The 14657-nt window shown below is 47.2% G+C and carries 14 protein-coding genes; 12 read left to right on the top strand and 2 right to left on the bottom strand.

Annotated elements, in window-relative coordinates:
- The first annotated feature begins 38 nt into the window (after positions 1-38).
- The 7 genes from DW657_RS09205 to DW657_RS09175 all read left to right on the top strand — a co-directional run bounded on the left by DW657_RS09205 (position 39) and on the right by DW657_RS09175 (position 6015).
- Positions 39-1208, top strand: a complete 1170-nt coding sequence (locus DW657_RS09205) for a HAMP domain-containing sensor histidine kinase (RefSeq protein ID WP_118312286.1) — start codon at positions 39-41, stop codon at positions 1206-1208.
- Between the two features lie 146 nt (positions 1209-1354).
- Entirely contained in the window at positions 1355-1873 is a 519-nt protein-coding gene (locus DW657_RS09200; RefSeq protein WP_089544997.1) for a DUF177 domain-containing protein, read from the top strand.
- Between the two features lie 29 nt (positions 1874-1902).
- Positions 1903-2088: a 50S ribosomal protein L32 gene (rpmF, locus tag DW657_RS09195; protein WP_006848356.1), complete on the top strand. Its 186-nt coding sequence runs from the start codon at positions 1903-1905 to the stop codon at positions 2086-2088.
- On the top strand, positions 2088-3101 hold the full coding sequence (locus tag DW657_RS09190) for a beta-ketoacyl-ACP synthase III (protein ID WP_089544996.1): 1014 nt from the start codon (positions 2088-2090) through the stop codon (positions 3099-3101). The genes rpmF and DW657_RS09190 overlap by 1 nt, the downstream gene beginning before the upstream one ends.
- Positions 3102-3222: 121 nt before the next feature.
- Positions 3223-4104 (top strand): GTPase Era, encoded by an 882-nt coding sequence (gene era, locus DW657_RS09185; RefSeq protein ID WP_089544995.1) that lies wholly within the window; start codon positions 3223-3225, stop codon positions 4102-4104.
- A gap of 149 nt (positions 4105-4253) precedes the next feature.
- Positions 4254-5567 (top strand): ribosome biogenesis GTPase Der, encoded by a 1314-nt coding sequence (gene der / locus DW657_RS09180; RefSeq protein WP_118312285.1) that lies wholly within the window; start codon positions 4254-4256, stop codon positions 5565-5567.
- A 49-nt stretch (positions 5568-5616) separates the two neighbouring features.
- Positions 5617-6015 carry a hypothetical protein gene (locus DW657_RS09175; RefSeq protein ID WP_118312284.1) on the top strand — a complete coding sequence of 133 codons (399 nt, stop codon included), beginning with the start codon at positions 5617-5619 and terminating at the stop codon, positions 6013-6015.
- 257 nt (positions 6016-6272) lie between these two features.
- Here DW657_RS09175 and DW657_RS09170 read toward each other — a convergent pair whose 3' ends face one another.
- Together DW657_RS09170 and DW657_RS09165 are read right to left on the bottom strand one after the other, a co-directional pair.
- Entirely contained in the window at positions 6273-7040 is a 768-nt protein-coding gene (locus tag DW657_RS09170; RefSeq protein WP_117662328.1) for an ABC transporter ATP-binding protein, read from the bottom strand.
- Positions 7041-7051: 11 nt separating this feature from the next.
- Complete coding sequence (locus tag DW657_RS09165) at positions 7052-7798, bottom strand: ABC transporter permease (RefSeq protein ID WP_089544991.1); 747 nt, start codon at positions 7796-7798, stop codon at positions 7052-7054.
- Between the two features lie 132 nt (positions 7799-7930).
- Here DW657_RS09165 and lptB point away from each other — a divergent pair, with 132 nt between their 5' ends.
- The 5 genes from lptB to recQ all read left to right on the top strand — a co-directional run bounded on the left by lptB (position 7931) and on the right by recQ (position 14650).
- Positions 7931-8749 carry an LPS export ABC transporter ATP-binding protein gene (gene lptB / locus DW657_RS09160; RefSeq protein WP_089544990.1) on the top strand — a complete coding sequence of 273 codons (819 nt, stop codon included), beginning with the start codon at positions 7931-7933 and terminating at the stop codon, positions 8747-8749.
- A gap of 162 nt (positions 8750-8911) precedes the next feature.
- Positions 8912-10270 carry a trigger factor gene (gene tig / locus DW657_RS09155; RefSeq protein ID WP_118312283.1) on the top strand — a complete coding sequence of 453 codons (1359 nt, stop codon included), beginning with the start codon at positions 8912-8914 and terminating at the stop codon, positions 10268-10270.
- A 135-nt stretch (positions 10271-10405) separates the two neighbouring features.
- Positions 10406-11068, top strand: a complete 663-nt coding sequence (clpP, locus tag DW657_RS09150; RefSeq protein ID WP_089544988.1) for an ATP-dependent Clp endopeptidase proteolytic subunit ClpP — start codon at positions 10406-10408, stop codon at positions 11066-11068.
- Between the two features lie 59 nt (positions 11069-11127).
- Complete coding sequence (gene clpX, locus DW657_RS09145) at positions 11128-12357, top strand: ATP-dependent Clp protease ATP-binding subunit ClpX (RefSeq protein WP_117662330.1); 1230 nt, start codon at positions 11128-11130, stop codon at positions 12355-12357.
- 109 nt (positions 12358-12466) lie between these two features.
- Positions 12467-14650, top strand: a complete 2184-nt coding sequence (gene recQ / locus DW657_RS09140; protein ID WP_089544986.1) for a DNA helicase RecQ — start codon at positions 12467-12469, stop codon at positions 14648-14650.
- Positions 14651-14657 lie beyond the last annotated feature (7 nt).

Genomic DNA, 14657 nt, shown 5'->3' with positions numbered 1-14657 from the left:
TTCGAAAGATTTCTGAGGCTTTTTTGTATTTTTGCAGCATGAATTGGACAGATAGGATACGACAGGTGAAGATTTACTGGGTGATAGCAGCAGTTTTGATTGCTGTCGCCTCTTTGCTCGTGTCTCATTTCCTGGTGCGGGATCTGGCTCTGGAGGAACGGAATAGGATGGAGGTGTGGGCGGAAGCTATGCGCACTCTCAATAAGGCTGATGAAAATACCGATCTGAGTCTGGTGCTCAAGGTAATCAATGAAAATCATAGTATCCCTGTCATCGTGCTCGATGACCAGAATCGGGCTCAAACTTTCAGAAATGTGGATATCGAGGGGAGGAATGAACAGGATTCCCTCTATCAGGCTTCGCTTATCGGACAGCGACTGCTGGCTCAGGGCAAGAATATCAAGATAGAACTCGATGACTCTGCTCATGATTATCTGCAGGTGTGCTATGATGAATCGGTGATGATTCGCAGGCTTTCTGTTTATCCCTATATACAATTAGGGGTAGTGCTGCTCTTTGTGGTCATCGCTATCTTTGCTCTGCTTATTTCCAAAAAGGCGGAACAGAATAAGGTTTGGGTGGGACTGTCGAAGGAAACCGCTCACCAGTTGGGTACCCCTATCTCCAGTCTGATGGCATGGATTGAAATCCTCCGCATGAATTATCCCGATGATGAACTGATTCCTGAGATGAGCCAGGATGTCAAGCGGCTACAGTTGATAGCTGACCGATTCTCCAAGATCGGTTCGCTGCCGGAACCGGTACCAGCCAGTCTGAACGAAGTGCTGGAGCATGTCATAGCGTATATGGACCGTCGAACCTCCCGGAAGGTGCAGCTGGTGAAGGAAATGCCTTCTCATAAAGTCATCGTCAGGATGAATGCTTCCCTCTTTGAATGGGTGATAGAAAACCTCTGCAAGAATGCCGTTGATGCGATGGGAGCAGGAGGCGGACGGATTACCCTCCGTTTGATGGAAGCTTCATATCGTGCCATCATTGAAGTAGAAGATACAGGTAAGGGAATCAGAAAGAAGGATATGAAGCATGTATTCCGGCCTGGTTTTACGACGAAGCAGCGTGGCTGGGGACTGGGACTGTCGCTGGCGAAGCGAATCGTAGAAGAATACCATCATGGCAAGATATGGATAAAAAACAGCGAACCAGGCAAGGGTACAACCTTCAGAATCGAACTCAAGATGGAATCCTGAGCCTGAAAAAACCAGAAAACGGCAAATTATCCGAGAATAATCGGTTAATAATGAGAGATTTTAGTGATTTTTACATAAAAAATTATTTTATCTCAAAAATTATTTGTAACTTTGCAGCCCGAAACCAATATGGTATATATTGAATTATGTGTAATATAGAGTCTTTTAAGATTGATTTGAAAGCTTTGCCTCAAGGGGTAACAAACTTGGAGTTTAAGCTAGACGATGAATACTTTCAGGCAATAGATGCTCCTGATATTCAGAGAGGCGAGTTGCAGAGTAGTCTGTCCATCAACAGGACGGACGACTTCTTCGAGCTCAATTTTCACACAGAGGGAGTGGTACACATACCATGTGACATCTGTCTGGATGATATGGACCAGTCCATTGAGACCGATGACAGACTCATGGTCAAGTTCGGAGACGACTACTCAGAAGAAGATGACCTCGTGATTGTGGCCGAGAACGAAGGAATGCTCGATATCTCGTGGTTCATCTATGAATTTATAGATCTTAACATTCCCATCAAGCACGTGCATGCACCTGGAAAATGCAATCCTGCTATGATTGAAATGCTCCAACAGCATTCTGCCGCCCGAAGCGGTGAGGAAGACGAAGAATCTGTAGATCCACGATGGGCAGCTCTTTTAAAATTAAAAAAGTAAAATTCAAAAATTAAAACATTTAAAAAATTATGGCACATCCTAAAAGAAGACAGTCAAAGACACGTACACTTAAGAGAAGAACTCATGATAAGGCAGTAGCTCCTACATTGGCAGTTTGCCCTAACTGTGGTGCATATTATGTTTACCACACTGTTTGCCCAACTTGCGGATACTACAGAGGCAAGGTAGCTATCGTTAAGGAAGCAGCTGAATAATGGGTAAAATCAATGCTGTAATTACAGGTGTGGGTGGATACGTGCCAGACTACATCCTCAACAACGAGGAGTTGTCTCGCATGGTTGATACTACAGACGAGTGGATTACCACCCGTGTGGGTATCAAAGAGCGCCACATCCTTACAGAGGAAGGTCTCGGAACCAGCTACTTGGCACGTAAAGCTGCTAAGCAGTTGATTCAGAAGACTGGCGTGGATCCAGACACAATCGATGCTTTGATTGTGACAACCACAACACCTGACTACAAGTTCCCTTCTACAGCATCTATCGTCCTCGGTAAGCTCGGATTGAAGAACGCTTTCGCATTCGACTTCTCTGCAGCTTGCTGTGGATTCCTCTACACTCTCGATGTTGCGGCAAGCATGATCCAGAGTGGAAGATACAAGAAGATCATCGTCATCGGTGCAGACAAGATGTCTTCACTGGTTGACTATACCGACCGTGCTACCTGTGTGCTCTTCGGCGACGGTGCCGGCGCAGTTCTTGTAGAGGCTACAGAAGAAGAGAATGTAGGTGTTCAGAACTCATACCTTCGTACCGATGGACAAGGCTTGCCTTTCCTCCACATGAAGGCTGGTGGTTCTGTCTGCCCTCCTTCACACTTCACCGTAGATCATCGTCTGCATTATCTTTATCAGGAAGGTCGTACCGTATTCCGTTACGCAGTAACCGATATGAGCAACGACGTGATGAAGATCCTGGAGATGAACAATCTGAAGGCTGATGATGTGAACTGGGTGATTCCTCACGAGGCGAACCTCCGAATCATCGAGGCAGTGACCAAGCGTGCAGGAATTCCACTTGACAAGGTGGTAGTAAACATCGAACGTTACGGAAATACCAGTGCTGCTACAATTCCATTGGCACTCTGGGATGCTGAAAGCCAGTTGAAGAAGGGTGACAACATCATCTTCACAGCCTTCGGTGCAGGTTTCGTACATGGTGCCTCTTTCTATAAGTGGGCATACGATGGTGCTGCTTGCGGCAAGTAAGACATATCAAAAATAGGATAGAATAATTATCTATATAAGGAAACGCATCTTTCTTACTTCATCTATAATATAATGAATAAGCAAGGATGCGTTTCTTTAGCTTAAAATCAATTTTTATCGTATGCATAAAGCAGGTTTTGTAAATATCGTGGGTAACCCTAATGTGGGTAAGAGTACGCTGATGAATCAACTGGTGGGCGAGCGTATCAGCATCGCTACCTTCAAGGCGCAGACCACTCGTCATCGTATCATGGGTATCGTGAATACCGATGATATGCAAATCGTGTTTTCGGATACCCCTGGCGTCTTGAAGCCAAACTACAAGATGCAGGAGATGATGCTTGCCTTCTCGGAGAGTGCATTGGCAGATGCCGATGTGCTGCTTTATGTTACTGATGTGATAGAGAATCCTGAGAAGAACATCGAATTCCTGGAGAAGGTGAAGAAGATGAAGATTCCGGTGCTCCTGCTCATCAACAAGATTGACCAGAGCGACCCGAAGAAGTTGGGAGATATCGTGGAAAAATGGCACTCGCTGTTGCCGAATGCCGAGATTCTTCCTATTTCTGCGAAAAACAAGTTTGGCGTGGATATGCTCCTGAAGCGTATCAAGGAGCTGCTGCCTGAGTCGCCTGCGTTCTTTGACAAGGACCAGTTGACCGACAAGCCAGCCCGTTTCTTCGTATCGGAGATTATCCGTGAGAAGATTCTCCTCTACTACGACAAGGAGATTCCTTACGCTGTAGAGGTGAGAGTGGAGCGGTTCAAGGAGGATGATACCCGCATCCACATCAATGCCGTGATCTATGTAGAGCGTGACTCTCAGAAGGGAATCATCATCGGTCATCAGGGCGTGGCTCTGAAGAAGGTGAACACCGAGAGTAGAAAGGCATTGGAAAAGTTCTTCGGCAAGAAGATATTCCTGGAAACCTTCGTAAAGGTTGATAAGGATTGGCGCAGTTCTCAGCGAGAACTCGATGCCTTCGGATATAATCCGGAATAACAACTTTCTCCTCCCTGAATGTAATCGAGGGAGTGACTCTCGCCACAGGGGCGAGGGCCGGAGCAAGGTCAGCTTCGGCAAATTATTAACTTGGATGCAGAGACCACATCCATGATACCTCCTGAAAGGAAGGAGGCGAATGACTATTTATGGCAAATTTAGTAGCAATCGTAGGTCGCCCTAACGTGGGTAAATCTACTTTATTCAATCGTTTGACTCAATCTCGTCGCGCTATCGTTAGTGATACGGCTGGTACTACCCGCGACCGTCAGTATGGCAAGTGCAGCTGGAACGGCAGAGAATTCTCTGTAGTGGATACCGGTGGTTGGGTCGTTAAATCAGATGACATTTTCGAGGATGCTATCCGCAAGCAGGTGTTGGTAGCTACAGAAGAGGCCGACCTGGTGCTCTTCCTGGTAGATGTAAACACCGGTTTGACCGACTGGGATGAGGATGTTGCTCTCATCTTGCGTCGTGCCAAACTGCCTGTAATCCTTGTTGCCAACAAGGTGGATAACAGTGCTGAGTATTATGAGGCTGCCGAGTTCTACAAGCTGGGCTTGGGTGATCCTCAGTGTATCAGTGCTGCAACAGGTGGTGGTACGGGTGACTTGCTCGACATCATATTGGACAAGCTTCAGGACAATCCTGAGGAAGCTATCGAGGAGGATATTCCTCGTTTCGCTGTGGTAGGTCGTCCTAACGCAGGCAAGAGTAGTATCATCAATGCCTTCATCGGTGAGGATAGAAACATCGTTACCGAGATTGCCGGTACTACCCGTGACAGTATCTATACCCGTTACGATAAGTTCGGCTTTGACTTCTACCTGGTAGATACTGCCGGTATCCGCAGAAAGAACAAGGTGAGCGAGGACCTGGAATTCTATTCCGTGATGCGCTCCATCCGTGCCATCGAAAACAGTGATGTCTGCATCCTGATGCTGGATGCCACCCGTGGTATCGAGACACAGGATATGAACATCTTCCAGCTGATCCAGAAGAACAACAAGAGTCTGGTGGTGGTAGTCAACAAGTGGGACCTGGTAGAGGAGAAGAACCAGAAGGTGATCGATACCTTCGAGAATGCCATCCGCAACCGTATGGCTCCATTCGTGGATTTCCCTATCATCTTTGCTTCTGCATTGACCAAGCAGCGTATCTTCCGTGTACTTGAGACTGCCAAGGAGGTTTACCAGAACCGCAAGGCTCATATCGGTACTTCCAAGCTCAATGAGGTGATGTTGCCTATCATCGAGGCTTATCCACCACAGAGCGTGAAGGGTAAGTATATCAAGATCAAGTACTGTACACAGTTGCCTAACACTACGATTCCATCGTTTGTGTTCTATGCCAACCTGCCACAGTATGTAAAGGAGAACTATCGCCGCTTCCTGGAGAACAAGATCCGTGAGAACTGGTCATTGCATGGTTGTCCAATCAATGTCTTCATCCGTCAGAAGTAATTGAAGCGTAATGGATAGGACGCCCTGAAAGGGCAAAAGCATCTATAAAATGAAGAAACTTTTGTTTTTTATGATATTCAGCATGGGGTTGGGACTTTCTTCCTGCAAGGAGGAGAGTCCTGACCCTGGCTATTTGGCAGGTATCGCAGCCAAGGGATATTACGACCTGCTCCTGGAAGGAAAGTATGAGGAGTATGTGGCTGGTTTCAACCAACCTTATCGTATTCCGAAAGGCTATCACGAACAGCTGGTGCTCAATGCGGAAATGTATGTGGAGCAGCAGCAGAAAGAGCATGCTGGCATGAAGAAGATTGATGTGCTGAATGCCAAGGCTGATACCGCCCGCCATGTGGCTGATGTCTTCCTGCAAGTGGCTTATGGTGACAGTACCAAGGAACAGATCGTGGTTCCGATGGTAGAGGTGAAAGGTGAATGGAAAATGAGATAAGTAGAGGGGTGTCATAAGTTTAGATGATGGCAGCCGAAGTCGGGCTGAAAGCCCAAAAGCTCCTAGCCCAGGGCATCGCCCTGGGTAATGTTGGCAAAAAGTAAAGTCGCCCTGAAAGGGCAAAAGCTTTGAAATTGAAAGCTTTTGCCCTTTCAGGGCGACTTTTTTGTATTTGTTCTAAAACCCAGGGTGATGCCCTGGGCTAGGAGCTTCTGCCCTTTCAGGGCGTATTGGCTGTGACTAATGACACCCCCTCTTTATTTCTTCCCTTTCATTTCCACTTCCTTCACCTTTCTGAAGAGGTCGGAAGCGAAGACGAGGTCGTTGAGCTGTTCGTTGGTAGAAGACATTACCTGGTCCTTGTTGCCCTGCCATTCCTTGTGACCCTTGCAGATGAAGCAGATGTTCTCACCGATACCCATCACAGAGTTCATATCGTGGGTATTGATGATGGTTGTCATATTGTAATCCTTGGTGATGCCCGAGAGGAGTTCGTCGATGACGAGCGAAGTCTTTGGGTCGAGACCAGAGTTCGGTTCATCGCAGAAGAGGTATTTCGGATTCATCACGATGGCACGGGCGATGGCAACACGTTTCTGCATACCACCTGAGATTTCGCCAGGGTATTTCTGCTGGGCATCAATCAGGTTGACACGGTCGAGACATTCCTGTGCTCTCTTCACACGTTCCCTGTAATTCATGTTCGAGAACATATCGAGGGGGAACATCACGTTCTCCAGCACATTGAGCGAGTCGAAGAGGGCTGCGCTCTGGAAGATCATACCCATCTCGCGTCGCATCATCACCTTCTCCTTCTTGCTCATCTGCACGAAGTCGCGGCCGTCGTAGAGTACCTTTCCGCTGGTAGGTTCGAGGAGTCCGACGAGGTTCTTCATCAACACGGTCTTTCCCGAACCACTCTGTCCGATGATGAGGTTGGTCTTTCCCGTTTCAAATTTCACACTGATATTATCGAGTACGGTCTTGTCGCCGAAAGCTTTTGTAAGATTTTGAACTTCTATCATAGCCAGAGTCTTTAAGAGAGTAATTGAGTAAGGAACACATCCGAGAAGAGGATGAGAACGCTGGAGCAAACCACGGCATCGGTGGAAGCTTTACCTACCTCTACCGAACCACCTTCCACGGTGTATCCAAAGTAGGAGGAAACACTGGAGATGATGAATGCGAAGAAGAGACTCTTGATGATACTCATCCACACAAACCACTGGTTGAAGGAATGCTGGAGTCCCAGGGTAAGGTCATCCGGCGGGAGAATATGTCCGATGAATGCCGTACCGTATGCACCGATGATACCCATCAGAGATGAGAAGATGACGAGGAAAGGCATGATGGTGACCAGACCGAGAATCTTTGGCAGCACTAGATAGCATGCAGAGTTGACACCCATGATGTCGAGTGCATCGATCTGCTGGGTTACTCGCATGGTACCCAGCTCGGAAGCGATGTTGGAACCCACCTTTCCGGCGAGGATGAGACACATGATACTGGAAGAGAACTCCAGCAGCATAATTTCTCGGGTGGTATAACCCGAAACCCATCGAGGCATCCATGGACTCTGGATGTTCAGTTTCATCTGGATACAGATAACTGCACCGATGAAGAATGAGATGAGGAGCACGATGCCGATGGAATCGACTCCCAGCTGAGACATTTCCTTGATATATTGCTTGAGGAACATGCGCATACGTTCTGGTCGCGAGAACGAGCGGCCCATCAATATCAAATATTTACCGAAGGTGGTAAGCCATTTTTCTATTATCATGTCAATATTCTATGAATTTTGCTGCAAAATTACGCAAAATCCTCTAAAAAACTGCAATATTATGAATAGTTTTAGTTTTTTAAGGTGATATTTCCCCGTTTTTTATTATTTTTGCAGTCAAATTAGCTAATTATGGACGAAATAATGAATTCAGAGCAGCAGTCTTCTGACGGCAGATTGGTGCTGCGAACAGAAGGACTGGTAAAGCGCTATGGCAAGCGAACCGTTGCCAATGGCGTAACCATCAATGTAAAGCAAGGTGAGATTGTGGGCTTGCTCGGACCGAATGGTGCGGGTAAGACTACTTCATTCTATATGACCACCGGACTGGTGGTACCTAATGAGGGACATGTCTATCTGGGTGATCAGGAAATTACCAAGTTTCCTGTGTATAAGCGTGCCCGTGCCGGAATCGGCTATCTGCCACAGGAAGCGAGCGTATTCCGCAAGATGAGTGTGGAAGACAATATCATGTCGGTGCTTGAGATGACCGGCAAGCCAAGAGCCTATCAGCTTGAGAAACTGGAGAGCCTGATCAAGGACTTCGACCTGCAGAAGGTGCGCAAGAACCTGGGCGACCAGCTTTCCGGAGGTGAGCGCCGAAGAGTGGAAATCGCCCGTTGTCTTGCCAACGATCCTAAGTTCATCATGCTCGATGAGCCATTCGCCGGAGTCGATCCTATCCAGGTAGAGGAAATCCAGCATATCGTATGGAAACTGAAGTACCGCAACATCGGAATCCTCATCACCGACCACAATGTGGATGAGACACTTACCATCACCGACAGAGCCTATCTGCTCTTCGAAGGCCGCATCCTTTTCCAGGGAACTCCGGAGGAGCTGGCAGAAAACAAGACAGTGAAGGAGAAGTACCTTACAACCAGCTTTGTGCTTAGAAAGAAGGACTTCCAGCTGCTGGATGAGCAGAAAAAAGCAAGAGATAAGGAGTAATTAGGTTAAAAAAACAAATTTTTCTCTTATATATTAGGTATATCGGCTAAAAATGCGTAATTTTGCAAGCCGATTGTGTAAAAGGCTTATCCTGGAGCGTCAGGGAGAGCCTGAACCGATTGAACAAGATAATATTAATAATAATAAAAATAAAAAATCAAGATGAAAGTTTCATTTGAAAATCCTGACAAGATTAATGGTCTTATGACTCTCGTTGTAGAGGAGGCAGACTATAAGAACGAAGTCGAGAAGACATTGAAAGATTACCGTAAGAAGGCTAACGTTCCAGGTTTCCGTCCTGGTCAGGCTCCTATGGGTATGATTAAGCGCCAGTTCGGTGCATCTGTAAAGATGGAGGCCATCAACAAGCTCGTTGGCCAGGAGATTTACAAGTATGTACAGGACAACAATATCCAGATGCTCGGCGAGCCTCTCCCATCAGAGAAGCAGGAGCAAGCTGACCTGGAGAAGGATACAACCTTCACATTCATGTTCGACATCGCTGTTGCACCTGAGTTCAAGGTAACTCTCAACGGTCGCGACAAGGTTGATTACTATAACATCAAGGTTGACGATAAGATCCTCGACCAGCAGGTAGAGATGTACGCTCAGCGTGCAGGCAGCTACGAGAAGGGCGAGAAGTATGAGGAGAACGACCTTTTGAAGGGTGATATCCGTGAGCTCGACGAGAACGGTAACACCAAGGAAGGTGGTATCACTGTTGAGGGTGCTATCCTGATGCCTAGCTACATCAAGGTAGAGGAGCAGAAGAATCTCTTCAATGACGCTAAGGTGGGTGATGTAATCACTTTCAACCCTAAGAAGGCTTACCCAGAGAACGATACTGAGGTTTCTTCTCTCTTGAAGATCGAGCGTGAGGCTGTTGCTGACTTGGAGTCTGAGTTCAGCTTCCAGATCACAGAGATCCAGCGTTTCAAGAAGCACGAGGTAAACGAGGAGCTCTTCAAGCAGGTATTCGGTGAGGATACTGACGTGAAGGACGAGGCTGCTTTCCGTGCTAAGATCGCTGAGGGCTTGCAGGAGCAGTTGGTTAACGACTCTGACTACAAGTTCATCCTCGACGTACGCGAGCACTGCGAGAAGAAGGTTGGCGAGTTGACATTCCCAGATGCACTCTTGAAGCGCATCATGTTGGCTAACAACAAGGATAAGGGTGAGGAGTTCGTAGAGAAGAACTACGAGCAGAGCATCAAGGAGTTGACATGGCACCTCATCAAGGAGCAGCTCATCAAGGCTCAGGATATCAAGGTGAACGACGAGGATATCAAGGAGACCGCTAAGGAGGCAGCTCGTGCTCAGTTCGCTCAGTATGGTATGACAAACATCCCAGAGGAGTATATCGAGAACTATGCTAACGAGATTCTCAAGAAGGGTGACTCTGTTGACGCATTGGTAGATCGCTCTATCGACCGCAAGTTGGCTGCAGCCCTCAAGGGTGCTGTTAAGCTCAACGAAAAGGAGATTTCTGTAGAGGATTTCAACAAGATGATGCAGGAATAACACTTTTTTGAAAAAAAACTTCAAATAATTACGAGGTTATCGACTTTTTTTATTATCTTTGTTCCACCGAATGAGATAATGAGGTCGATAACCTCGTTTTTTGTTCCTTATTTTGAAGAAAAAAGTAATTTAGATATGAACGATTTTAGAAAATATGCTACCAAGCATCTTGGTATGAATGGGATGGTGCTTGACGACGTGATGAAGTCGCAGGCTAAGTATTTGAACCCTTATATCTTGGAGGAGCGTCAGTTGAACGTTACCCAGATGGACGTGTTCTCTCGCTTGATGATGGACCGCATCATCTTCCTGGGTACAGAAATTGATGATTATACTGCCAACACCTTGCAGGCACAGCTGCTCTATCTCGACTCTGTAGATAGCGGCAAGGATATTTCCATCTATCTGAACAGTCCTGGCGGTAGTGTTACTGCCGGTCTGGGTATCTATGATACTATGCAGTTTATTACCAGTGATGTAGCTACCATCTGTACAGGTATGGCTGCTTCCATGGCTGCCGTATTGCTCGTTTCAGGTCAGGAAGGCAAGCGTTCTGCCTTGCCACATAGCCGTGTGATGATTCACCAGCCATTGGGTGGTGTTCAGGGTCAGGCTTCTGATATCGAGATCGAGGCTCGTGAGATCCTGAAGATGAAGAAGGAACTCTATACCATCATCTCTGAGCATTCTCATACTCCATACGACAAGGTTTATGCTGATAGCGACCGTAACTACTGGATGACTGCCGAGGAAGCAAAGGAGTATGGTATGATTGATAATATCCTGGTACGTAAGTAACGGATTTCAAGATTGCTATATATATAATAAGGTATAAAGAAGAAAAAGGAAAAGACATTATGCCAAAGAAAGCATGTAGCTTCTGTGGAAGAAGCGAGAATGAAGTGAAGTTGTTGATCACGGGTATCAATGGCTTTATCTGTGAGGAGTGCGCCAAGCAGGCATTTGAGATAGTGCAGCAGACTGGCGTATTGAATCCAAAGGGCGATGACGCGAAGTTTGCCTTGAAGCAGGTGCCAAAGCCTATGGAAATCAAGGAATATCTCGATGAATATATCATCGGACAGGAACAGGCCAAGCGTCATCTTGCCGTTGCTGTCTATAATCACTATAAGCGTCTGCAGCAGCCTGAGGATAAGGAAGGCGTGGAAATCGAAAAGAGCAACATCATCATGGTGGGTAGTACCGGTACCGGTAAGACATTGCTGGCACGTACCATTGCCAAGTTGCTCGATGTGCCTTTCACCATCGTGGATGCTACGGTATTTACCGAGGCTGGTTATGTTGGTGAGGATGTGGAGAGTATCCTCTCCCGTCTGCTCCAGGTAGCCGACTATAATGTGGAGGCTGCCCAGCGTGGTATCGTCTTTATCGACGAGATTGACAAGATTGCCCGCAAGAGCGACAACCCTTCTATCACCCGCGACGTAAGTGGAGAGGGTGTACAGCAGGGACTTTTGAAACTCCTGGAGGGAACCATGGTGAACGTACCGCCAAAGGGTGGCCGCAAGCATCCTGATCAGGATTACATCCATGTGGATACCAAGAATATCCTCTTTATCTGCGGTGGTGCCTTCGACGGTATCGAGCGCAAGATTGCCCAGCGCCTGAACACCCACGTGGTAGGCTACAACTCAGTACAGAATGTTGCCAAGGTAGATAAGAAGGATCTGATGAAGTACATCCTGCCACAGGATCTGAAGTCATTCGGTCTGATCCCTGAGATCATCGGCCGTCTGCCTGTGCTCACCTATCTCAACCCATTGGATAGAGATGCGCTGCGCAAGATTCTGGTAGAGCCAAAGAACTCTATCGTGAAGCAGTATATGAAGCTCTTCGAGATGGATGGCATCAAGCTCAGCTTTACAGAGGAAGCACTCGACTTCATGGTAGATAAGGCCGTGGAGTATAAGTTGGGAGCCCGTGGACTTCGTTCTATCGTAGAGGCAGTGATGACCGATGCGATGTTTGAGGTACCATCCAAGAAGATCAAGAAGTTTGAAGTGACATTGGATTATGCCAAGGGACAGCTCGACAAGGCTCATCTTGGACAGCTGGAGTCTGCGTAAGGAGGATTCCGGCAAGCATCATTCTTTGTAAATATCATCAAATCAGTTGGGAGAGAATCCCGGCTGATTTCTATATACCATATAAAGACATATAAAATTAAAGTTGGATATGACGGAACAGGTAAATCTTACAGAACAGTTGAAACATTATTTCGGTTTCGATTCGTTTAAAGGCGAGCAGGAATCTATCATCAGGAACCTGATGGAAGGCAACGATACGTTTGTGTTGATGCCTACTGGTGGTGGCAAGAGCTTGTGTTATCAGCTTCCATCCTTGATCATGGATGGAACAGCTATTGTTATCTCACCACTGATTGCCCTGATGAAGAATCAGGTGGATGTGATCAATGGACTGAGCGAAGACGATGGCGTGGCTCACTATCTGAATTCATCTCTGAACAAATCGGCCATTGAGAAGGTGAAGGGCGACATATTGAGTGGCAAGACCAAGCTCCTCTATGTGGCACCGGAATCTCTGACCAAGGAAGATAATGTAGAGTTCTTGAAGACCATCAAAATCTCTTTCTATGCCGTGGATGAGGCACACTGTATCTCTGAGTGGGGACATGATTTCCGCCCAGAGTACCGACGCATACGCCCTATCATCAACGAAATAGGCAAGGCACCGGTCATTGCCCTTACGGCAACGGCTACCGACAAGGTGCGTACAGACATCAAGAAAAACCTCGGCATCGTGGATGCCAGGGAATTCAAGAGTTCCTTCAACCGTGCGAATCTCTTCTACGAGGTGCGCCAGAAAACCAACGACATCGATCGCCAGATTATCATGTTTATCCGTCAGCATCCAGGTAAGAGTGGCATCATCTATTGTCTGTCCAGAAAAAAGGTGGAAGAACTGGCTGAAGTACTCAAGGCAAACGATATCAAGGCTGCTCCTTATCATGCAGGTCTGGATTCTGCAACCCGATCGCAGACTCAGGACGACTTCCTGATGGAGCGTATCGATGTCATCGTGGCGACTATCGCCTTCGGTATGGGTATTGACAAGCCGGATGTAAGATTTGTCATCCACTATGATATTCCAAAGAGTCTGGAAGGTTACTATCAGGAGACCGGTCGTGCCGGACGCGATGGAGGAGAAGGTATCTGCATCGCTTTCTATGCACGCAAGGATTTGAGAAAACTGGAGAAATTCATGGAGAACAAGCCTGTGGCTGAACAGGATATCGGCCGACAGCTCCTGCAGGAGACTGCCGCATACGCTGAATCATCTGTCTGCCGCCGCAAGATGCTGCTCCATTATTTCGGAGAAGAATATGATGTGGAAAACTGCCACAATTGCGACAACTGTCTGCATCCTTCCGTGAAGTTTGAGGCTAAGGATGCCCTGGTTGTGGTTTTGGAGGCTGTGGCTGCCGTGAAGGAAAACTTCCGTCAGGAGTACATCATCGATTTCGTGAAAGGCCGTGCCACCGACGACATCGTTTCCCACAAGCACGACAACCTGGAAGAGTTTGGTGCCGGTGAGGATATGGATGCTAAGGTATGGAATCCGGTAATCCGCCAGGCATTGATAGCCGGTTATCTCAAGAAGGATGTAGAGAACTACGGACTCTTGAAGTTGACTGCCGCCGGCAAGCGCTATCTGAAGAATCCAACCTCTTTCATGATCGTTGCCGACAAGGAGTTTAAGGACGATTATGTAGAGAGTGCTCACGAAGGCAGTAACAACGGAGAAGCACTGGATCCAACTCTCTTCGCCATGTTGAAAGACCTGCGCAAGAGTGTGGCGAAAAAGCGCAAGTTGCCACCATACGTCATCTTCCAGGATGTATCTCTGGAGCAGATGGCTACCATGTATCCGCACGACTTGCAGGAGTTGCAGAACATCCAGGGCGTGGGAGCCGGTAAGGCAAAGCGTTATGGCAAGGAATTCTGTAAGCTGATCCAGAACTATTGTGTAGAAAATGAAATCGAGCGACCAGAGGAGTTGCGCGTGAAGACCGTTGCCAAGAAGTCATTGCTCAAGGTGAATATCATCCAGAGCATCGACCGACAGATCGACCTCGAAGACCTTGCCAGCGCCAAAGGTTTGGAGTTCGCTGATCTTCTGGACGAAATCGAGGCAATCGTGTATAGCGGAACCAAGTTGAATATCGATTATTTCATCGAAGACAGGATGGATGACGACAAGATCGACGACATCTATGACTACTTCATGGAGAGCGAAACAGACGACTTGGATGCGGCACTCGATGAGTTGGATGAAGACTACACAGAAGAGGACATTCGACTGATTAGAATCAAGTTTTTGTCCGAACAAGCCAACTAATCACGTT

The sequence above is a fragment of the Prevotella sp. AM23-5 genome, from assembly GCF_003473645.1.
GTDB classification, from domain to species: Bacteria; Bacteroidota; Bacteroidia; order Bacteroidales; family Bacteroidaceae; genus Prevotella; species Prevotella copri_A.
This window is presented reverse-complemented; position numbering and strand designations above follow the sequence as displayed.